Genomic DNA, 19784 nt, shown 5'->3' with positions numbered 1-19784 from the left:
GGCATTCCAGGCCCGCTGCGCCACTGCCAAGCTAACGGCCCACTGACCCTGCCGGCCCCGCCGCCTTGCCCCGGTGTCGCCCCGGCGGCTACCCTGCCTGCCTTTCCGCTGTACTGCCTACGATGCCGCTCGCTCATTTTGGTTTGCGCCCATGGCCGGTTCTGGTCGTGGTGGCGCTGATGTCTGTCGTCCCCGCTGCCCACGCCATTTCCAAACGCGATACGGAGAAGGCCGCCGTGCTCGATGCCCGCATGGCCGCCGCCGAAAAGCGTTATCGCGATGCGCTGGTGCTGGTGAACAACTCCGACCCCAAGGGCACCGCCGAAGGCGATGCCGCGCTGGAGGACATGGAAGATGTCATCGACGCCTGCATCAAGCAGCGCGGCTGCCTGGTCGCCAATCAGCTGGCCACCTACAAACGCCTGCTGAAGGCGCGCGCCGATGCCGAAGCGCCGGCCGCCGAAGATCCGCAGGACGACGACACCCTGCTGCAGGCCGACCCGGACCACCTCGGCCCGGCGGCGAACGGCGTGCCCGAGGCGGCGCGTGCCGCCACGCTGCTCAACGACCAGCGCCACGATTTCGACAAGATGGTGCAGTACAACCCGGCGGTGCAGGCCGGCATCCGCCGCTGGCTGACCGACATGCGCCCGGCGCTGCTGACCAGCTACGAGAACTACAGCAACCTGCGCGGGGTGATGTGGCCGGAATGGCAGAAGCGCGGCCTGCCCGAGGCACTGCTGTTCGGCATCATGGCCAAGGAATCCAACGGCAAGGTGCACGCCAGCTCGCGTGCCGGCGCGGCCGGGTTGATGCAGTTCATGCCGGCCACCGGGCGCCGTTTCGGGCTGGGCCCGGACGGCACCGGCTTCGACACGCGCTTCGATGCACGCAGCGCCGCCGAAGCCAGCGCCGCCTACCTCAACGAGCGCATGGCCGGGCTCAACCGCAACATCGAACTGGCGCTGGCCGCCTACAACGGCGGCGAAGGCCGTGCTGCGCGCGTGTTCTCGCAGAGCGGCGGGCGCGGGTTCTGGGAGCAGGATGTCTACAACCAGTTTCCGGCCGAAACCAAGGACTACGTGCCGATGGTGATCGCCGCGGCGTGGATCTTCCTGCACCCGCGCCAGTACGGTGTGGACTTCGCCAAACTCGACGCGCAGCCGGCCACGCTGAAGCTGGCCAAGTCGACCACCATCTACGAACTCACCATCTGCCTGGGCAGCATGGGCACGCGCGACGGTTACATGCGTGCGTTGCGCAACCTCAACCCGCGCTATGAATCCGATGGCTGGATCCCGGCCGGCACCGTCATCAACGCCACCAACCGCATCGTCAGCCTGTACACGCGCTACTGCGTGAATGGCCCGCGCGCGGACCTGGCACGCACGCTGATCACCGCCGATCTCAACAGCGCGATCGTGCGCAGCAGCAGCGCCCCCGAGTACGTGCCCAGCGTGGCGGTGGGCGATGTCAGCCCGATGGCCGGTGTGCCGACCACCGTGGCTACCGGCCAGCCGGCGATCGCCAAGCCCAAGGCCAAGCAGGCGCGCAGCTACACCATCGCCAGGGGCGACACGCTCGGCCGCGTCGCGCAGAAGTACCAGTGCGAGATCAAGGAGCTGGCCAAGGCCAATGGCCTGAAGGCGCCGTCGTATGCGCTCAAGCCAGGGCAGAGCATCAAGCTGGCCGGCTGCGATCGCTGAGCAGCGCTTGCAGTACCGCGTGGGTTAGAGCATCGGCCAGCTGCTAAGAGAGCTGCGCCGGGCCGCGCTCCGTTAGAAGCGGTAGGCCGCCCCGTAGGAGCGGACCTGGCCGCGACGAAGCAGTCCGGGTAGTTCCGGCACAGGCAAGGCAGTTCCGAATCGGGGCTGGAGTCAGAAAGGCCCAAGCGCCCCCAGCCTCACTGCGCATGCCACGTCGCGGTCGGGCCCGCTCCTACACCCGCATCGTCTTGTTGGAAGCCTGACTGGGCATCGGTCTTGTAGCGAGCTGGTCTGGCGGCGATGACACCGTCGCGGCGGCGTTTTCGTCGCAGACCCATGCTCCTGCATCGGAGTAGGCCATCGAATTGATCAGCGGAGATCGTCGGCCAGCGCAGGCAGGCGTACCGCATCGGGGCACTGCGCCGGGCTGCGCCGTGGTAGGAGCGGACCTGGCCGCGACGAACCAGTCCGGGTAGTTCCAACGCAGGCGAGAACGCTCTACATCGAAGACTGGGGGTGCGACATGCGCCTGCGCATTGAACGTCGTCGAGAAGGCCTGTCGCGGTCAGGCCCGCTGCTACGAGGGCGTCGCTGTTGCATTACCGAAGCGAACAGCGCAGGCGCGCGGCGGTGATCAGCCCACCTGGCGACGGGCGAGCGCCTGTCCCAGGCGCACCGATGTCTCCGCGGCAAGTCCGCCATCGAGCTTTGCGACACCGGGCGGCAGCAGCACGATCACGGTCGAGCCGTAATTGAAGCGCGCCATCTCCGCAAACTTCTCCAGCACGATGCCCTTGCCGCGATAGTCCTTGCGCGTGATGCGGTCGCCGTAGCGCGGGATCTCCACGCCGCTCCACACCGTTTCCACGCCCGACACCAGCAGCGCACCCACCATCACCGAGACCATCGGGCCGAAGTCGGTGTCGAAGTGGCAGACCAGGCGCTCGTTGCGTGCGAACAGCCGCGGCACATTGCGCACCGCATCCGGGCCGACGCTGAACAAGCGGCCGGGTACGTGCACAGTCTCGCGCAGGGTGCCGGTCCACGGCATATGCACGCGGTGGTAGTCCTTGGGCGAGAGGTAGACGGTGGCGAACAGGCCGTCGTTGAACGGCAACGCCGCTTCGGCGTCGCCGAGCAATTCGGCGGCAGTGAACGACTGCCCCTTGGCCTGGAAAATGCGGCCGTTCTCGATCGGGCCGAGCTGGCTGATGCGCCCGTCGGCGGGCATCAGCAGCGCCGCAGGATCGGCGTCGGGCACGCGTGCGCCCGGCTTCAAGGCGCGGGTGAAGAATGCATTGAAGGTGGGATAGGCGCGCGGGTCCGGTTCCAGTGCCTCGCCCAGGTCCACGCCGAACTTGCGCGTGACCGTGTCGATCAACCACTGCTTGGTGGACGGCGTATCGGAATAGGCCAGCGCACGCGCCAGCGAGGACAGCAACCGGTGCGGCAGCACGTAGGTCAGGGAAGTGACGAGACTCACGGAGCGGTTACCTTGGTCAGTTGCTGGAGGTCGGCGGCGATCGCCTTGGGGTCGAGCGGGGGACGGATCAGCCCGGCCAGGCGGCCCTGCGGGTCGAGTACGGCGATGCCGGCCGAGTGATCCATGCTGTAGTCGTTGGGATTGTCCGCAAAGCCCTTGCCCGGCACTTTCTGGAACACGAAGCCCAGCGCGGTGGCGAAGCGCTGCAGCGCCGGCACCTCGGCGGTGGCGGCCAGGGTGTCCTTGTGGAAGGCATGCGCATATTCGCCCAGGCGCGCCGGCGGGTCGCGCTGCGGGTCTACCGACACGAACAGCACGCGCGGGCGCAGGCCATCGGGGATGCTTTCCCACTGCTGCTGCGCCACCGCCAGATCGGTCAGCGTGGTCGGGCAGACGTCCGGGCAGAAGGTGAAGCCCAGGAACACCAGCGTCCAATGTCCCTGCAGCTCACCGGGTACCAGCTGGGTGCCATCGGACTGGCGCAGGCTGAACTGCGGCAGCGTGCGTGGCTGCGGATAAAAGGTGATGGTGCGGGTGGGCGGCCAGGGCGAGCTGGGCGCGGCGCCAAGAAACTTCTGGCCCAGCAACAGCCCCAGGCCGGCGGCCAGCGCCACCAGCAGCACGATGCCGGTATTGCGATTGAACATGGCGGTTTCCAGTGCAACGGACGCTCATGATACCGATCCGACCTCTATAATCGTGGGCCGATTCCTCTTTAGTTGTTGCCATGACTGCCGCCGCGGCCGACGAACTGCACACCATCATCGACCTGATCCGCTACGGCACCAGCCGTTTCAATGCAGCCGGTCTGACCTTCGGCCATAGCTACGACAATGCGCTGGACGAGGCCACCCAGCTGGTCCTGCACAGCCTGCATCTGCCGCACGATCTGGGCCCGGCCTATGGCCAGGCGCGCCTGCTGCGCTCGGAAAAGGAGCAGGTGCTGGGCCTGTTCGAGCGCCGCATCAACGAGCGCGTGCCGGCGGCGTACCTGACCGGCGAGGCCTGGTTCGCCGGGCTGAGCTTCAAGAGCGATGCGCGTGCGCTGGTGCCGCGGTCGCCGATCGCCGAGCTGATCGAGGCCGGCTTCGAACCCTGGCTGGGCGGACGCGAAGTCACCCGCGCGCTGGACCTGTGCACCGGTTCGGGCTGCATCGCGATCGCCATGGGCCACTACAACCCGCAGTGGGACGTGGACGGCGTGGACATCAGCGACGACGCGCTGGCACTGGCCGCCGAAAACAAGGCGCGCCTGCATGCCGACAATGTCACCCTGCTCAAGTCGGACCTGTTCGCCGGGCTGGGTGGCCGCCAGTACGACCTGATCGTCACCAATCCGCCGTATGTCACCAACGACGAAACCGACGCGCTGCCGCAGGAGTATTCCTACGAGCCGGAGCTGGGTCTGCGTGCGGGCGACGACGGCCTGGATCTGGTGCTGAAGATCCTGCGCGATGCGCCGCAGCACCTCAGCGAAGACGGTCTGCTGATCTGCGAAGTGGGCGAGTCCGAGCAGCACTTGATCAAGCTGTTGCCGGAAGTGGATCTGGCCTGGGTCGAGTTCAAGGTGGGGCAGATGGGCATCTTCGCGGTCGAATGCCGCGAGTTGATCGCGCACGGCGCGCGCATCGCCGAGCTGGCCAGTGCGCGCTGAATCGTCCATCGCGCGGCCGCAGCTGAGCGATCTGCTGTTGCTGGTGCCGGTGTCCATCTTCGGCGTCGGCATTCCGCTCGGTTTGATCGACGTGGTGTACCGCCTGTTCGACCCGATGTACGGCGGTCCCTTGCCACAGCGCTTGTTTAGGGCGGGGGCGGAGATCGGCTTCGGCCTGATGGCGTTTTTCGGCCTGGTGTCGGCGTGGATCGTGGTGGTCAGTTCGGATGCGGCCTTGCGTGCGCATCGGCGCCGCACGCTCATTGTGGCACTCGGCCTGCTGGTCGGAACTGGCGTTGCGCTGCACCTGCTCGCCGATTGGCTGCTGAGTGGGCGCATTAAGCTGGATGTCTTTGCGCTGGTGTTCAGCGGCCTGTTGGCGGTGGCACCGATGCTGGTGGCGGCACGTCACCTGCCGCGCATCCTGCGCGCCACGCCACCTGCTGCAATGTTGAGAGGATGCCGTCATGGGCAGTAACAGTTTCGGCCGCCTGTTGACGGTCACCACCTTCGGCGAGTCGCACGGGCCGGCGATCGGCTGCGTGGTCGACGGTTGCCCGCCGGGCCTGGAGATCGCGCCGGAAGAATTCACCCACGATCTGCAGCGGCGTGCATCCGGTAAGAGCCGGCATACCTCGGCGCGCCGCGAAGCCGACGAGATCGAGATCCTGTCCGGCGTCTACGAAGGCCGGACCACCGGCACGCCGATCGGCCTGCTGATCCGCAACACCGATCAGCGGAGCAAGGACTACAGCAACATCGCCCAGCAGTTCCGTCCCGGGCACGCCGACTACACCTATTGGCACAAGTACGGCATCCGCGATCCGCGCGGCGGCGGGCGTTCGTCCGCGCGCGAGACCACCATGCGTGTGGCCGCCGGGGTGATCGCCAAGAAGTGGCTCAAGCAGCGCTACGGCGTGCTGGTGCGCGGATTTCTATCGCAGCTGGGCGAGATCCGCCCGACCGGTTTCGACTGGAATGCGGTCGAGGACAACCCGTTTTTCTGGCCGCATGCCGAGCAGGTGCCGGAGCTGGAAACCTACATGGACGCGCTGCGCAAGTCCGGCGACTCGGTCGGCGCGCGCGTGGACGTGGTGGCCGGTGGCGTGCCGGCGGGCTGGGGCGAGCCGATCTACGGCAAGCTCGATGCCGAACTTGCCGCGGCCTTGATGAGCATCAATGCGGTCAAGGGCGTGGAGATCGGCGACGGTTTCGCCAGCGCCGCGCAGAAGGGCACCGAACACCGCGACCTGATCACCCCGGAAGGCTTTCTCAGCAATCATGCCGGCGGCATCCTGGGCGGGATTTCCACCGGCCAGGCGATCACCGCCTCGATGGTGCTCAAGCCGACCTCCAGCCTGCGCCTGCCCGGCGCGACCGTGGACGCGGACGGCGCGGTGGTCGATGTGATCACCACCGGCCGCCACGACCCCTGCGTCGGTATCCGCGCCACCCCGATCGCCGAGGCGATGATGGCGCTGGTGTTGATGGACCAGGCCTTGCGTCATCGCGCCCAGTGCGGCGATGTCGGCGAGGTGACGCCACGCATTCCCGGTCAGGCCGATGTCTGAGTCGCCCCGCGCCAAGGTGTGGGTCAGCCAGCCGCTGTTCGACGATGTCGTCGCGCAGTTGGGCGAGCATTTCGAGCTGACCACCACCGCGCGCGTCACCGCGTATTCGCCGGCCGAGCTGGCTGCGCGGCTGGCATCGCTGGACGGTGCGCTGATCACCCTCAACGAGCGTATCGGCGCGGCGGAAATCGCCTCTGCACCGCAACTGCGCGCGATCGCCAACGTCGGCGTGGGCTACAACAACCTGGATCTGGATGCGCTCAGCGCAGCCGGCATCCTGGCCAGCAACACCCCGGATGTACTGACCGAGACCACCGCCGATCTCGGCTTTGCCTTGTTGATGGCCACCGCGCGCCGCATCACCGAAGCCGAGCGCTGGCTGCGCGACGGGCAGTGGGGGCAGTGGTCGTTCAAGACCATGCTCGGTGCTGATCTCCACGGCAGCACGCTGGGCATCCTGGGCATGGGCCGGATCGGGCAGGGCATCGCCCGCCGCGGCGCGCATGGCTTCGGCATGCGCGTGCTGTACCACAACCGTAGCCAGCTGCCGGCCACCACCGAACAGGCGCTCGGCGCGCAGTACGTGGACCTCGATACGTTACTGGCGCAGTCCGATCACCTGGTGCTGGTGCTGCCCTACACCAAGGACTCGCACCACATCATCGATGCCGCGGCGCTGGGCAAGATGCGCCCCACCGCCACGCTGGTGAATATCGCGCGCGGCGGCCTGGTCGATGAAAGCGCGCTGGCCGATGCGCTCGCCAATGGGCGCCTGGCCGGTGCCGGCCTGGATGTCTACGAAGGCGAGCCGGCCGTCCGTCCCGAGCTGCTGGCTCTGCGCAACGTCGTACTCACCCCGCATATCGGCAGCGCCAGCCTGGCCACGCGCCGCGCGATGGTGCAGCTGGCGGTGGACAACCTGATTGCCGCGCTGGGCAAAGGCGCCAATGCCGGCCACCCGCCGAGCGCGCTGAATGCTGATGCGGTGGCTGCTGCCAAACAGGGCGGCGCGCGCGCTGGCGAAGCGACCAGCACCGGCACCGGCAAAACCGTCACGACCAAACGATAGGGAACCTCCGCGGCCAGCTTTGGAGGTTCCCCGAACCCACTGCGCAAGCGTATTCCCCACTTTCCTTATTCGATAAAGACAATCTCATGAGCAACGAAAACCGTCGTTTCAACGTCGCGGTCGTGGGCGCCACCGGCGCTGTCGGCGAGACCATGCTGAGCATCCTGGCCGAGCGCAACTTCCCGGTCGCCACCCTGTACGCGCTGGCCTCGGCGCGCTCGGCCGGCGGGCAGGTGGAGTTCAATGGCGGCAAGGTCGATGTGCTGGACCTGGCCGACTTCGATCCCACCGGCGTGGACATCGCGCTGTTCTCCGCAGGCGGCAGCGTGTCCAAGGAGTACGGCCCCAAGTTCGCCGCCGCCGGCGCGGTGGTGATCGATAATTCCTCCGCGTTCCGCTACGACGACGACGTGCCGCTGGTGGTGTCGGAGGTCAACCCCGAAGCGCTGAAGCAGCGCCCGCGCGGCATCGTCGCCAACCCCAATTGCTCGACCATGCAGATGCTGGTCGCGCTCGGCCCGATCCACCGCAAGTACGGCATCGAGCGCATCAATGTGGCGACCTACCAGTCGGTCTCCGGCGGCGGGCGTTCGGCGATGGAAGAGCTGGGCAAGCAGACCAGCGAGCTGCTGAGCTTCCAGCAGATCGACCCGCAGCGTTTCCCGGTGCAGATCGCCTTCAACCTGATTCCGCACATCGACGACTTCCAGGACAACGGCTACACCAAGGAAGAGATGAAGCTGGTCTGGGAGACGCGCAAGATCCTGGGCGACGACTCCATCCAGGTGAATCCCACCGCGGTGCGCGTGCCGGTGTTCTACGGTCACTCCGAAGCGGTGGCGATCGAAACCCGCGACAAGATCAGCGTCGAAGACGCGCGCGCGCTGCTGGCCGCATCGCCCGGCGTGGAAGTGGTGGACGAGCGCAAGCCTGGCGGCTACCCGACGCCGGTCACGCATGCCTCCGGCAAGGACGCGGTGTTCGTCGGCCGTATCCGTGAGGACCTGTCGCATCCGCGCGGCCTGAATCTGTGGATCGTCTCGGACAACATCCGCAAGGGCGCCGCGCTCAATGCCGTGCAGCTGGCCGAGCTGGTCGCACAGGAAGGCTGATCGCCGTAGTCCCGTAGGAGCGCGCTGGCGCGCGATGAAGCTCTCCCAGTGAAGCCTCATCGCGCTCAGGCGCGCTCCTACCAATGCGCTGCCGATGAGCTGCAGCATGCATGTCGCATCGCGGCATCGCGGCGGCATCTGCGCTCTGCGTCGGGTCGCCGACTTTTTCGCTCATGCAGCGGCTATATTGATGCCCATGAAACATAGGGGCGGGGGCGCGATGCGTCCGATACAAGGGATAGGTGCGCTGCTGCTGATGGCCTGCAGCGGCGCTGCCATGGCGTTGGGCTTGGGCGATATCCGGGTGCTGTCCAGGCCCGGGCAGCCGTTGGTGGCCGAGATTCCGGTCATCTCCAATGAGCCGGGCGAACTCGACAACGCACGCGTGGCGCTGGCATCGGCCACCACGTTTGCACGGGTCGGTCTGGAACGCCCGCAGGGTCTGGTCAGCAACCTGCAGTTCCAGTTCGCGCAGGACGCGCGCGGGCGTGCGGTGATCCGCGTGACCAGCAGCCAGGCAGTGGAGCAGCCGGCGATCAACTTCCTGATCGAGGTGGAGTGGGGCCAGGGCCGGCTGGTGCGCGAGTATTCCGCATTAGTCGATGCGCCCAACACCGCCGCGGCGATCGCCGAGCCAGGCATCGAGGCGCCGCGCGCCGGGGCCAGCAATGCCATCGCACGCGCACCGGCCGCCGCGTCCGCAGCCGCTGCCGAGCGCGCCGGACAGGCCGCCGACGCGGCGGCGCCTGGCGCACGTTCCAGCACGCGTGCTGCCGCGCCGGTGCCGGCCGGCGATGCGTTGCCGGCGGTGCGCTCGGGCCAGACCTTGTCGGAGATCGCTGCCGCAGTGGCCCGTTCCAGCGGGCATTCGCTCGACCAGACCATGCTGGCGCTGCTGCGTACCAACCCGGACGCCTTCATCGGCGGCAACATCAATCGATTGAAGCAGGGCGCAGTGCTGCGCACCCCGCAGGAGGATGCGCTGGCGCAGGTCGGCGCCGCCGAAGCGGCGGTGATGGTGCGCGAGCAGGCCGCGCAGTGGCGTCAGGCGCGCTCGGCGGTTCCGCAGCCGGCCGAGGCCGGCGCTGCGGCCGCAACACCCGCGCCTGCCGCAGCGGCGGCCTCGGCAGGTGCCGGCGCGCGGCTCGAGATCGCCCCTGCAGTGGCGAGTCAGACCAACACCGCCGGCGCCACGTCCGGCACCAGTGCCGAAGGCGAGGGCGACATGGCGGCCAACCAACAGTTACAACAGGCCAGGGAAGACATCGCCACCCGCGATGCGGAATTGCAGGATCTGCGCACCCGCGTGGCCGATCTGGAAAAGCTCAAGCAGCAACAGCAAGCCTTGATCGCCATGAAGGACACCGACCTGGCGGCCGCGCAGAAGCGCCTGTCGGAAACGCCGGCTGCGGCACAGCAGGGCAGCGGGTTCCCGCTGTGGCTGATCGGTGGCCTGGTGTTGATCGTCGCGGCGGTCGTCGCCTGGCTGGCGGCGCGCCGGCGCAAACCCTCGCCGCTGCCGCCGTTGCCGCGGCGTCAGTTCGATTTCGTGCCGGTCGGTGCCGCGGCAGACGCCGCCGAACCGCAGGACGATACGCAGGCCACCGTGCCCAGCGAGCACGATGTGCTGCACGACCCCGAATTCGAACAAGCCGATCTGCGCGAAGAAGAACGCGCCCAGCAGACGCAGCAACCGCTGTCCGATGTGCTGCGCCGTGAGCCGCTGTTGTCCGAGCCTGCCGCCGCGCCGCCGGTGGTCACCAGCGATGACTGGCGCTCGCTGCGCGCAACGCCGCCAGCCCCTCCGGTAGAGCAGCCGGCGTTCGTCGCGCCCGAGGACGCGGTGCCGGAGCCGCCGAGGTCCGCGCACGCGCAGCCGGAAGACGGCCCGCTGCCGTACGGTGACGTTGCGCATGCCAGCAATGATCTGGCGCCGGGCATGCCGTCCGCGTCGGTCGCCACGCAGGACCGCCTGGATGTCGATCCGGCCCCCATCGCGCCGGCCGCTGCGCCCAGCGCGGTGAACAGCAGGGAGTTCGTCTCGGCAGGGCGCGATCGTCTGGAGCTGGCCGTGGCCTACATGGACCTTGGTGACACGGACACCGCACGCGGCCTGTTGCTGGAAGTCGCGGCAACCGGCGACGAGGCCAGCCGCGCCGAGGCCGCCGAACTGCTGGAACGCCTGGCATGAGCCCGGCGCTGGACAGCATGGCCGCCGCGCGCGAGCGCCGCATCGATTACGTGGAATTCGCCTCGCTCGATCTGGAGGCCAGCCGCGCCTTTTTCGAAGCCGTGTTCGGCTGGCAGTTTCAGGCCTATGGCCCGGATTATCTGGCCTTCAACGACGGTCGTCTGGACGGCGGTTTCTATCGCGCCACCGCGGTAGCGCCGGCAGACGCTGGCCCATTGGTCGTGCTGTATGCCGACGCGCTGGAGCCCATGGCCGAGCGCGTTCGCGCGGCCGGTGGCGAGATCGTCAAGCCGGTGTTCGGCTTTCCCGGCGGCAGCCGCTTTCATTTTCGCGAGCCGGGCGGTAACACGCTGGCAGTGTGGTCCGAGCGCACGGTCGGCTAGTCCGCGCGCTCCATCGATTCGATAACAGGCAGGTTCCGATGCGTTACGCGCTGGGCGTGGAGTACGACGGCAGCGAGTTTCAGGGCTGGCAGCAGTTGGGGGAACATGGCGGGCCGAGCGTACAGGCCAGCCTGCAGGCGGCGCTGTCCTCGGTGGCCGATGCCCCGGTGCAGGTGGTGTGCGCGGGCCGCACCGATGCCGGCGTGCACGGCGAATGCCAGGTGGTGCATTTCGACAGCGATGCGCGCCGCGAGCCGCGTGGCTGGATGCTGGGCACCACCGCGCGCCTGCCGCCCTCGATCGCGGTGCGCTGGTGCGTGCCGGCCGCCGCCGACTTCCATGCGCGGTTTTCCGCACGCGCACGCCGCTACCGGTATCGCCTGCTGAATCGGCAGATACGCCCGGCGCTGTATCGCCAGACCTTGAGCTGGGAACGGCGCCCGCTGGATGCCGATGCCATGCACGCAGCCGCGCAGGCCTTGTTGGGTGAGAACGACTTCAGCGCATTTCGCAGTGTGCAGTGCCAGGCCCTGCATGCACGCCGCAACCTGCAGGCCATCAGCGTGCAACGCATCGGCGAGGTGGTGGAGGTGCAGGTCCAGGCCAATGCATTCCTTCATCACATGGTGCGGAATATTGTTGGCTCGCTGATCCTGATCGGAACCGGGGAACAACCGGGCGACTGGATCGCGACGTTGCTGGCCGGCCGCGACCGTACGGTGGCCGGGCCGACAGCGCCGCCACAAGGCCTGGTCTTCGTCGGGCCGCTGTATCCCGCAGAGTGGCATCTGCCCGCTGAGGTAACCCAATGAATCGATCGCTGTACCGCACCCGTATCAAGTTCTGTGGCATGACTCGCGCCGGTGATATTCGACTGGCCGGCGAGCTGGGTGTGGACGCGGTAGGTTTCATCTTTGCGCATGGCAGCCCGCGCCGCGTGGCGCCGGCCGAGGCGCGCGCAATGCGCCAGGCCACTGCGCCGATGGTCGATGTGGTGGCGCTGTTCCGCAATAATTCCAAGGAAGAAGTACGCGAAGTGGTGCGCACCGTACGTCCGACCTTGCTGCAGTTCCATGGCGAGGAAGACGACGCGTTCTGCCGCAGCTTCAACCTGCCGTATCTGAAGGCGGTGCCGATGGGCAGCGGCGGGATGAATGGCGAGGACGCCAACGCGCGAACCTTGCAGCTCGCCTTCCCCAATACCGCCGGTTTCCTGTTCGACAGCCATGCGCCCGGCGCAGGCGGCGGTACCGGCAAGACCTTCGATTGGTCGCGCCTGCCGACCGGCCTGCATCGCCCGTTTCTGCTGGCCGGCGGCATCACCGCCGACAATGTGTTCGATGCGATCGTGGCAACGCTGCCATGGGGTGTGGACGTGTCCAGCGGCGTGGAGCTGGCGCCCGGCATCAAGGACGGCCACATGATGCGCAAGTTCGTCGAAGAAGTGCGCCGGGCCGATTGTCACGAGATGGGGTGAGTTGGGAATCGGGATTCGAGAATCGGGATTGGGGATTGGGGAATCGGAGTAGGCAGTCTGCTTCGTTGTTTTAATTGCCCTAGATTTTTCGTGTCCTCCGATGATTGATTGCTTGGTCGTAGTCTCTCCGATCACTGAGCGTTCCAATCAGACGCCTGCGGCATCCGTGGTGCGCTGCTGATCTTCTGAAAGCGCGCTACGTAACCAGCCGGCAAGCTGGTCGATGCGTGGATCCGGGTTGCGCCTTGCGGCGCACAGTACCCAGCGGCCGCGGGTTGGCGTGAAGCCCCAGGGCGCCAGCAGGCGTCCGGCGGCCAGGTCCGCGGCAACCAGCGGTTGCGGTGCGATCGCCACGCCCAGGCCGGCGGCGGCGGCTTCCAGCAGGTAGACCAGATGTTCGAATTCGGTGCCGAAGCGCAGCGCTTCGGCTGCCACGCCGTGGCTTTGCGCCCATTCCGGCCAGGCCTGCGGGCGCGAGCGGGTATGCAGCAAGGCGTGATCGAGCAGGGCGGCGGGCACTTTGCCAGCCAGCTGCGTCGCCGATGCCAGCTGCGGACTCAGCACCGGACCGATCCACTCCACCCCTAGCTCGTGCACCTGCCAGTCGCCCGGCCAGGGCGGGATGTCCAGCAGCAGTGCCGCATCCAGGCCGTCCAGGTCCGGGCCGGGCGCCTGCTCGTTGGCCGACAGGTGCAGGCGCACCTGCGGCAGATCCCGCTGCAGCCGGCCCAGCCGCGGGATGACCCAGCGCGCGAGCAGACTGCCCGAGCAGCCCAGCACCAGCGGCGCCTCGCTGCTCGGGCGCCGCAACGCCGCCCAGGTGTCGCCGATCAGCGCAAAGCCCTCGCCGGTCGCATCACGCAGCCGGACGCCGGCAGGAGTCAGCACAAGGCCACGACCCTGGCGGGTGAACAGCGCCGCGCCCAGGGCCTGTTCCAGCGAGCGCACGTGCCGGCTGATGGCGCCATGGGTCACGTGCAACTCCTGCGCGGCCCGGCTGACGCTCTGCAGACGCGCGGCGGATTCGAACGCGCGCAGCGCTGCAAGCGGGGGAAGCAGGGTGCTCATATGTGAGTCCAGGTCACAGGTTGCGGCAATCTTATCGATTTATCGCGCGCCGTGGCTGCGCTACAGTAATGCTTCTTGTATGACCGCATCGCTGCAGAGGATTCCCATGTCGGCCCAGCCCATCAGTGACTTTCACGCCTATCCGGACGCTGCCGGCCATTTCGGCAAGTTCGGTGGCCGGTTCGTTGCCGAGACCTTGATCGGCCCGTTACAGGAACTGGCTGCCGCCTACGACCAGGCGCGCCAGGATCCGGCCTTCATCGCCGAGTACGACAAGGATCTCAAGCATTACGTCGGCCGGCCCAGCCCGATCTACCACGCCGAGCGCCTGAGTCGCGAAGTGGGCGGCGCGCAGATCCTGCTCAAGCGCGAGGACCTGAACCATACCGGCGCGCACAAGATCAACAACACCATCGGCCAGGCCCTGCTGGCCAGCCGCATGGGCAAGACCCGCATCATCGCCGAGACCGGCGCCGGCCAGCATGGCGTGGCCAGTGCCACGGTCGCCGCGCGGCTAGGCCTGGAGTGCGTGGTCTACATGGGTGCCACCGACATCGAGCGGCAGAAGATCAACGTCTACCGCATGAAGTTGCTCGGCGCCACGGTGATCCCGGTGACCTCCGGCTCGGCCACGCTCAAGGACGCGCTCAACGAGGCGATGCGCGACTGGGTCACCAACGTGCAGGACACCTTCTACATCATCGGCACCGTGGCCGGCCCGGATCCGTATCCGCGCATGGTGCGTGACTTCAATGCGATTGTCGGCCGCGAAGCGCGCGTGCAGATGCTGGAAGACTTCGGCCGCCTGCCGGATGCGATCAGCGCCTGCGTCGGCGGCGGCAGCAATGCGATCGGCCTGTTCCATGCCTTCCTCAACGACCCGGGCGTCAAGATCTATGGCGCCGAAGCGGCCGGCGACGGCATCGCCAGCGGCCGTCATGCGGCGTCGATCGCGGCCGGGCGCCCCGGTGTGCTGCATGGCAACCGCACCTATGTGATCTGCGACGACGACGGCCAGATCACCGAAACCCATTCGATCTCCGCTGGGCTGGATTACCCGGGCGTGGGCCCGGAGCATTCGTTCCTGTCCGACAGCGGCCGCGCGGTCTATCAGGGCATCACCGACGACGAAGCGATGGCCGCCTTCCATCTGCTGGCGCATACCGAAGGCATCCTGGCCGCGCTCGAATCCAGCCACGCGGTGGCGCAGTCGATCAAGCTCGCGCGCGAGATGCCCAAGGACGCGTTGATCCTGTGCAACCTGTCCGGCCGCGGCGACAAGGACGTGCACACCATCGCTGCGCGCGAAGGCGTGCAGGTCTGATGCCACTGCGGCGCGTCACCGTGACCGCGCTGGCCGACCAACCGGGCGAGCAGGAGCTGCTGTTCGCCTGGCTCGACCGCTGGGCGCCGCAGATCCGCAGCTGCTCGGAAAACAGCGGCTGCGGCTGCTGCCTGGACAGTTTCGACCTCGAGGTCGAGGCCCAGGCATTGGCCGAACTGCCGCCTGCCATGTACCAGGACATCCATTGAAGCGGTTGTACCGCCTCTAACTTTTGCAAGGTCTTTCAATGCGTCGTATCGACGAAACCTTCCAGCGCCTGCGCGCCGATGGCCGCAAGGCGCTCATCCCCTTCATCACCGCCGGCGACCCGTCGCTGGAAGCCACCGTACCGGTCATGCACGCGCTGGTACGTGCCGGTGCCGACGTCATCGAGCTGGGCGTGCCGTTCTCCGACCCGATGGCCGACGGCCCCACCATCCAGCGCAGCTCCGAGCGCGCGCTGGGCCGTGGTGCCGGCCTTGCCTACGTGCTGGAGGCGGTGCACGAATTCCGTCGCGAAGACGCCGCCACGCCGGTGGTGTTGATGGGCTACCTCAACCCGATCGAGATCCACGGCACCCGTCGCTTCGCCGAAGCCGCCGTCGCTGCGGGTGTGGATGGCCTGCTCCTGGTCGATCTGCCGCCCGAAGAAGCGGCCGAGACCCGCACCATCTTCACCGAGGTCGGCCTGGCCCTGATCGCGCTGGCCTCGCCGACCACCAGCGAGCAGCGTCTGGACATGTTGTGCAGCAGCGCCCAGGGCTATCTCTACTACGTCAGCTTCGCCGGCGTCACCGGCGCCTCGAATCTGCTCGACACCCATGCCGCCAGCGACCGCCTGCGCCAGCTGCGTCGGCGTGCCGGCGCTCCGGTGGTGGCCGGCTTCGGCATCAAGGACGCCGCCAGCGCCGCCGCGATGGCCGTCGACGCCGAAGGTGTGGTGGTCGGTAGCGCCCTGGTCGCTGCGCTGGCCGAAGCCACTGACGTCCGCAGCGCCCGCGAACGCGCCGAAGCCTTCCTGGCCCCACTGCGCCAGGCGCTCGACCAGGCCTGAAGCCAACGCCGCCCTCTGCTCCGGGGGAGACGGCGCGGCCTGCGCGCCATCTGGCACGCCTGCCTTCAAGCGCCGGCGCGGCAGGCGCTGGCCGGGCCATGCCGGCCCCGCATTTAGCCTCCGCGCTACCTCGGCTTTCCCGCGGCGCGTTAGACTGTCGCCCCTCTGCGGCCCACATGGCCGCCCTGCATGGATTGTCATACACGCATGAGCTGGCTCAGCAAATTGATGCCCTCGGGCATCCGCACCGAGAACACCCCGGCCAAGAAGCGCAGCGTCCCCGAGGGCCTGTGGGAGAAGTGCAGCAACTGCGGCAGCGCGCTGTACGGCCCCGAACTCGAGGAGAACCTCGAGGTCTGTCCCAAGTGCGACCACCATATGGCGATCCGCGCGCGCGCGCGCCTGAACTCGCTGTTCGATCCCGACACCGCGACCACCGAGATCGCCGCCCAGCTGGGCCCGGTCGACGTACTCAAGTTCAAGGACCAGAAGCGGTACGGCGAGCGCATCAAGGCCAGCCAGAAGAGCAGCGGCGAGTACGACGCACTGATCGCCATGCGCGGCACGCTCAAGGGCAATCCGCTGGTCGCCGCCGCCTTCGACTTCGCCTTCATGGGCGGCTCGATGGGCTCGGTGGTCGGCGAGCGCTTCGCACGCGCGGCCGAAGTGGCGCTGGAAGTCGGCTGCCCGTTCGTGTGCTTTTCCGCCAGCGGCGGGGCGCGCATGCAGGAGGGCCTGTTCTCGCTGATGCAGATGGCCAAGACCTCCGCCGCGCTCGGTCGCCTGCGCGAAGCCGGCCTGCCGTACATCTCGGTGCTGACCCATCCCACCACCGGTGGCGTGTCGGCCTCGTTCGCGATGCTGGGCGATATCAATATCGCCGAGCCGCATGCCCTGATCGGCTTCGCCGGCCCGCGCGTGATCGAGCAGACCGTGCGCGAGACCCTGCCGGAAGGCTTCCAGCGTTCGGAGTTCCTGCTCGACCACGGTGCCATCGACCAGATCTGCGACCGCCGCGACATGCGCGACCGCATCGCCGATCTGACCGCGATGATGATGCGCCAGCCGCATCCGCAGGACGCGGCCGCATGAGGCCAGTGGTTGCGCGCATGCGCGACACCGTCGCACGCGCCGCTGCGCGTGCGTCCACCCGTAGGCAGGAACACCGTAACGCATGAGCAGTCGCAAGTATTTTGGAACCGACGGCATCCGCGGTCGGGTCGGGCAGGGCGTGATCTCGGCCGATTTCGTGCTGCGGCTGGGCAATGCGCTCGGTCGGGTGCTCACCCAGGGCCGCAGCAAGCGCCCGCTGGTGCTGATCGGCAAGGACACCCGGATTTCCGGCTACATGTTCGAAGCCGCGTTGGAAGCCGGCCTGGTCGCCGCCGGCGCCGACGTGCAGCTGATCGGCCCGATGCCGACCCCGGCCATCGCCTTCCTGACCAACACTCTGCGCGCCGACGCCGGCGTGGTGATCAGCGCCTCGCACAACCCGCATTACGACAACGGCATCAAGTTCTTTTCTGCCGAAGGCGAGAAGCTCGACGACGCCACCGAAGCGGCGATCGAGGCCGCGCTGGACGAGCCGTTCCACACCGTGGAATCGGAGCGCCTGGGCAAGGCGATCCGCACCCGCGATGCGATCGGCCGTTACATCGAATTCTGCAAGGCCAGCGTGGCGCGCGGGTTCACCCTGCACGGCCTGAAGATGGTGCTGGACTGCGCGCATGGCGCGACCTATCACATCGCGCCGATGCTGTTCCGCGAGCTGGGTGCGGACGTGGTCGTCATCGGTGCCGCACCGGACGGGCTCAATATCAATGCCGGTGTCGGCTCCACCCATATCGACAACCTCGCCGCCAAGGTGCGCGAGAGCGGTGCGCAGCTCGGCATCGCCTTCGATGGCGATGGCGACCGCGTGCTGATGGCCGACGACCAGGGCAACCCGGTCGATGGCGACGATCTGCTCTACGTGCTCGCGCGCTCCTGGCAGGCCAGCGGCCGGCTCACCGGCACCGTGGTCGGCACCTTGATGACCAACTACGGTCTGGAACAGGCGCTGGCCGCATTGCACATCCCGTTCCAGCGCGCCAAGGTCGGCGACCGCTACGTGCACCAGGCCCTGGTCGAGGGCGGCGGCACGCTGGGCGGCGAAACCTCCGGCCACCTGCTGTGCCTGGATCGCGCCACCACCGGCGATGGCATCGTCAGTGCGCTACAGGTGCTCGAGGCACTGGGGCGCGACGGGCAGAGTCTGCGCGAGGCCCTGGGCAGCCTGAGCAAGGTGCCGCAGAAGACCGTCAATGTGCGGCTGGGAGGCGGGGCGGCCAAGGCGATCGTGGAGGCCGCCGGCGTGCAGCAGGCGCTGCAGCAGGCGCAGGCCGCCGTGCAGGGCCGTGGGCGCGCGTTCCTGCGTCCGTCCGGTACCGAGCCGGTGGTGCGCGTGACCGTGGAAGCCGACGACGCCGGCCTGATGCAGGACACGCTCGACCGTCTTTCCGGAGCCGTGCGTGACGCGGCGTGAGTCGCTGATCATTGGTGTGTGCGTGGTCTTTGCCAAGGCCGCGACGTTCTACCTGTTGTATCGCCTGCTGTCCTGAGCGGCAGGCCTTCCTTTCGACTTCCCGACTTCAACTACAGATATCCGTATGAGCGCCCGCATCCCGACCCTGGACATCACCCGTTTCGACAGCGACCGCGACGCCTTCGTCGCCGAGCTCGGCGCGGCCTATCGGCAGTGGGGCTTTGCCGGCATCCGCAACCACGGCATCGCGCAGGCCGACATCGACGCGGCGTATGACGTGTTCAAGGCGTTCTTCGCCCTGCCCGAAGAGGTCAAGCGTCGCTATCACGTGGAAGGCAGCGGCGGTGCGCGCGGTTACACCGCGTTCGGCGTGGAGACCGCCAAGGATTCCAAGCATTTCGATCTGAAGGAGTTCTGGCATATCGGTCGCGAGATCGCGGACGATTCGCCGTACCGCGCGGTGATGGCGCCGAACCTGTGGCCCGAAGAGGTGCCTGGTTTCCGTGAGCGCGGCTACCGGCTGTACCAGCAGCTGGACCAGCTGGGCTCGCGTGTGCTGTCGGCATTGGCGCTGCATATCGGCCTGCCGCAGGACTACTTTGTCGACAAGACCAACAACGGCAACTCGATCCTGCGGCCGATCCACTACCCGCCGATCACCAGCGACGACATCCCCAACGTGCGCGCCGGTGCGCATGGCGACATCAATTTCATCACCCTGCTGGTCGGCGCCAGCGCGGCCGGGCTGGAAGTGCGCTCCAACGATGGCGAGTGGGTGCCGTTCACTGCCGACGCCGACACCATCGTGGTCAACATCGGCGACATGCTGCAGCGCCTGACCAACCACGTGTATCCGTCCACCATCCATCGTGTGGTCAATCCGCCGGGCGAACAGGCGCGCAAGCCGCGCTATTCGGTGCCGTTCTTCCTGCACCCCAATCCGGATTTCCTCATCGACGTGCTGCCTTCGTGCATCTCCGCCGACAATCCGAGCCGCTACCCCGAGCCGATTACCGCGCACGGTTTTCTGGAAGAACGTCTGCGCGAGATCAAGCTGAAGTAATCCGTTCGCAGGCGCAGCAGCGCCGCCAGCGGCTGCGCTCGCAGCATCGGCGATGACCTCCGCCACAGTTTGGTTCATAAAATTCTGCTGGCGGCCGGTTAAAGC

The 19784-nt window shown here is 67.6% G+C and carries 19 protein-coding genes; 16 read left to right on the top strand and 3 right to left on the bottom strand.

Going from position 1 to position 19784, the window contains the following annotated elements; translation table 11 throughout:
- Positions 1-122: 122 nt before the first annotated feature.
- Entirely contained in the window at positions 123-1706 is a 1584-nt protein-coding gene (locus DGN21_RS12695) for a transglycosylase SLT domain-containing protein (RefSeq protein WP_024939546.1), read from the top strand.
- 634 nt (positions 1707-2340) lie between these two features.
- On the opposite strand, the gene asd is transcribed toward DGN21_RS12695, so the two are convergent.
- Complete coding sequence (asd, locus tag DGN21_RS12690; protein WP_047130712.1) at positions 2341-3189, bottom strand: archaetidylserine decarboxylase; 849 nt, start codon at positions 3187-3189, stop codon at positions 2341-2343.
- On the bottom strand, positions 3186-3836 hold the full coding sequence (locus tag DGN21_RS12685; protein ID WP_054592520.1) for an SCO family protein: 651 nt from the start codon (positions 3834-3836) through the stop codon (positions 3186-3188). Before DGN21_RS12685 ends, asd begins: the two co-directional genes overlap by 4 nt.
- An 80-nt stretch (positions 3837-3916) precedes the next feature.
- On the opposite strand from DGN21_RS12685, the gene prmB reads away from it, so the two are divergent.
- The 9 genes from prmB to DGN21_RS12640 all read left to right on the top strand — a co-directional run bounded on the left by prmB (position 3917) and on the right by DGN21_RS12640 (position 12646).
- Complete coding sequence (prmB, locus tag DGN21_RS12680; protein WP_016903701.1) at positions 3917-4843, top strand: 50S ribosomal protein L3 N(5)-glutamine methyltransferase; 927 nt, start codon at positions 3917-3919, stop codon at positions 4841-4843.
- Positions 4833-5321 (top strand): hypothetical protein, encoded by a 489-nt coding sequence (locus tag DGN21_RS12675; RefSeq protein ID WP_126965960.1) that lies wholly within the window; start codon positions 4833-4835, stop codon positions 5319-5321. The genes prmB and DGN21_RS12675 overlap by 11 nt, the downstream gene beginning before the upstream one ends.
- Positions 5311-6414, top strand: a complete 1104-nt coding sequence (gene aroC / locus DGN21_RS12670) for a chorismate synthase (protein ID WP_126965961.1) — start codon at positions 5311-5313, stop codon at positions 6412-6414. Before DGN21_RS12675 ends, aroC begins: the two co-directional genes overlap by 11 nt.
- On the top strand, positions 6407-7483 hold the full coding sequence (locus DGN21_RS12665; protein ID WP_126965962.1) for a D-glycerate dehydrogenase: 1077 nt from the start codon (positions 6407-6409) through the stop codon (positions 7481-7483). Before aroC ends, DGN21_RS12665 begins: the two co-directional genes overlap by 8 nt.
- A gap of 86 nt (positions 7484-7569) precedes the next feature.
- Positions 7570-8595, top strand: a complete 1026-nt coding sequence (locus DGN21_RS12660) for an aspartate-semialdehyde dehydrogenase (protein ID WP_039510062.1) — start codon at positions 7570-7572, stop codon at positions 8593-8595.
- Between the two features lie 196 nt (positions 8596-8791).
- Positions 8792-10786, top strand: coding sequence for a FimV/HubP family polar landmark protein (locus tag DGN21_RS12655; protein ID WP_184429056.1), 1995 nt, complete (start codon positions 8792-8794; stop codon positions 10784-10786).
- On the top strand, positions 10783-11169 hold the full coding sequence (locus DGN21_RS12650) for a VOC family protein (RefSeq protein WP_065031771.1): 387 nt from the start codon (positions 10783-10785) through the stop codon (positions 11167-11169). The genes DGN21_RS12655 and DGN21_RS12650 overlap by 4 nt, the downstream gene beginning before the upstream one ends.
- Positions 11170-11207: 38 nt before the next feature.
- A complete protein-coding gene (gene truA, locus DGN21_RS12645; RefSeq protein ID WP_016903694.1) occupies positions 11208-11981 on the top strand; it encodes a tRNA pseudouridine(38-40) synthase TruA in 774 nt (257 codons plus the stop codon).
- Positions 11978-12646 (top strand): phosphoribosylanthranilate isomerase, encoded by a 669-nt coding sequence (locus tag DGN21_RS12640; protein WP_016903693.1) that lies wholly within the window; start codon positions 11978-11980, stop codon positions 12644-12646. Before truA ends, DGN21_RS12640 begins: the two co-directional genes overlap by 4 nt.
- A 147-nt stretch (positions 12647-12793) precedes the next feature.
- Here the strand turns inward: DGN21_RS12640 and DGN21_RS12635 are convergent, their stop codons facing one another.
- Positions 12794-13714 (bottom strand): LysR family transcriptional regulator, encoded by a 921-nt coding sequence (locus DGN21_RS12635; RefSeq protein WP_126965964.1) that lies wholly within the window; start codon positions 13712-13714, stop codon positions 12794-12796.
- A 106-nt stretch (positions 13715-13820) separates the two neighbouring features.
- Here DGN21_RS12635 and trpB point away from each other — a divergent pair, with 106 nt between their 5' ends.
- From trpB to DGN21_RS12605, 6 genes are all read left to right on the top strand, one after another.
- Complete coding sequence (gene trpB / locus DGN21_RS12630) at positions 13821-15038, top strand: tryptophan synthase subunit beta (protein ID WP_039522203.1); 1218 nt, start codon at positions 13821-13823, stop codon at positions 15036-15038.
- Positions 15038-15247, top strand: coding sequence for a hypothetical protein (locus DGN21_RS12625; RefSeq protein ID WP_039816394.1), 210 nt, complete (start codon positions 15038-15040; stop codon positions 15245-15247). Before trpB ends, DGN21_RS12625 begins: the two co-directional genes overlap by 1 nt.
- Positions 15248-15285: 38 nt before the next feature.
- The gene (gene trpA, locus DGN21_RS12620) at positions 15286-16092 is read left to right on the top strand and encodes a tryptophan synthase subunit alpha (protein ID WP_046343351.1); all 807 of its coding nucleotides are present in this window, start codon (positions 15286-15288) and stop codon (positions 16090-16092) included.
- Positions 16093-16299: 207 nt separating this feature from the next.
- The gene (gene accD, locus DGN21_RS12615) at positions 16300-17184 is read left to right on the top strand and encodes an acetyl-CoA carboxylase, carboxyltransferase subunit beta (RefSeq protein WP_046343350.1); all 885 of its coding nucleotides are present in this window, start codon (positions 16300-16302) and stop codon (positions 17182-17184) included.
- 82 nt (positions 17185-17266) lie between these two features.
- A complete protein-coding gene (glmM, locus tag DGN21_RS12610; RefSeq protein ID WP_024937989.1) occupies positions 17267-18616 on the top strand; it encodes a phosphoglucosamine mutase in 1350 nt (449 codons plus the stop codon).
- A 124-nt stretch (positions 18617-18740) separates the two neighbouring features.
- Positions 18741-19679: a 2-oxoglutarate and iron-dependent oxygenase domain-containing protein gene (locus tag DGN21_RS12605; protein WP_046343346.1), complete on the top strand. Its 939-nt coding sequence runs from the start codon at positions 18741-18743 to the stop codon at positions 19677-19679.
- Positions 19680-19784: the final 105 nt, after the last annotated feature.

Source organism: Xanthomonas sp. MLO165, from assembly GCF_018831305.1.
GTDB classification, from domain to species: domain Bacteria; phylum Pseudomonadota; class Gammaproteobacteria; order Xanthomonadales; family Xanthomonadaceae; genus Xanthomonas; species Xanthomonas arboricola.
Note: the sequence above shows the minus strand (reverse complement) of the source record. Positions and strands in the feature narration are given on the sequence as shown.

Excerpts from the sequence above, each read along its gene's own strand:
- DGN21_RS12640 (WP_016903693.1), top strand. The coding sequence starts at position 11,978 with ATGAATCGATCGCTGTACCGCACCCGTATCAAGTTCTGTGGCATGACT.
- DGN21_RS12660 (WP_039510062.1), top strand. The coding sequence starts at position 7,570 with ATGAGCAACGAAAACCGTCGTTTCAACGTCGCGGTCGTGGGCGCCACC.
- DGN21_RS12635 (WP_126965964.1), bottom strand. The coding sequence starts at position 13,714 with ATGAGCACCCTGCTTCCCCCGCTTGCAGCGCTGCGCGCGTTCGAATCC.
- DGN21_RS12655 (WP_184429056.1), top strand. The coding sequence starts at position 8,792 with ATGAAACATAGGGGCGGGGGCGCGATGCGTCCGATACAAGGGATAGGT.
- DGN21_RS12650 (WP_065031771.1), top strand. The coding sequence starts at position 10,783 with ATGAGCCCGGCGCTGGACAGCATGGCCGCCGCGCGCGAGCGCCGCATC.
- accD (WP_046343350.1), top strand. The coding sequence starts at position 16,300 with ATGAGCTGGCTCAGCAAATTGATGCCCTCGGGCATCCGCACCGAGAAC.
- aroC (WP_126965961.1), top strand. The coding sequence starts at position 5,311 with ATGGGCAGTAACAGTTTCGGCCGCCTGTTGACGGTCACCACCTTCGGC.
- truA (WP_016903694.1), top strand. The coding sequence starts at position 11,208 with ATGCGTTACGCGCTGGGCGTGGAGTACGACGGCAGCGAGTTTCAGGGC.
- DGN21_RS12665 (WP_126965962.1), top strand. The coding sequence starts at position 6,407 with ATGTCTGAGTCGCCCCGCGCCAAGGTGTGGGTCAGCCAGCCGCTGTTC.
- trpA (WP_046343351.1), top strand. The coding sequence starts at position 15,286 with ATGCGTCGTATCGACGAAACCTTCCAGCGCCTGCGCGCCGATGGCCGC.
- DGN21_RS12605 (WP_046343346.1), top strand. The coding sequence starts at position 18,741 with ATGAGCGCCCGCATCCCGACCCTGGACATCACCCGTTTCGACAGCGAC.
- trpB (WP_039522203.1), top strand. The coding sequence starts at position 13,821 with ATGTCGGCCCAGCCCATCAGTGACTTTCACGCCTATCCGGACGCTGCC.
- glmM (WP_024937989.1), top strand. The coding sequence starts at position 17,267 with ATGAGCAGTCGCAAGTATTTTGGAACCGACGGCATCCGCGGTCGGGTC.
- DGN21_RS12695 (WP_024939546.1), top strand. The coding sequence starts at position 123 with ATGCCGCTCGCTCATTTTGGTTTGCGCCCATGGCCGGTTCTGGTCGTG.
- DGN21_RS12625 (WP_039816394.1), top strand. The coding sequence starts at position 15,038 with ATGCCACTGCGGCGCGTCACCGTGACCGCGCTGGCCGACCAACCGGGC.
- prmB (WP_016903701.1), top strand. The coding sequence starts at position 3,917 with ATGACTGCCGCCGCGGCCGACGAACTGCACACCATCATCGACCTGATC.
- DGN21_RS12685 (WP_054592520.1), bottom strand. The coding sequence starts at position 3,836 with ATGTTCAATCGCAATACCGGCATCGTGCTGCTGGTGGCGCTGGCCGCC.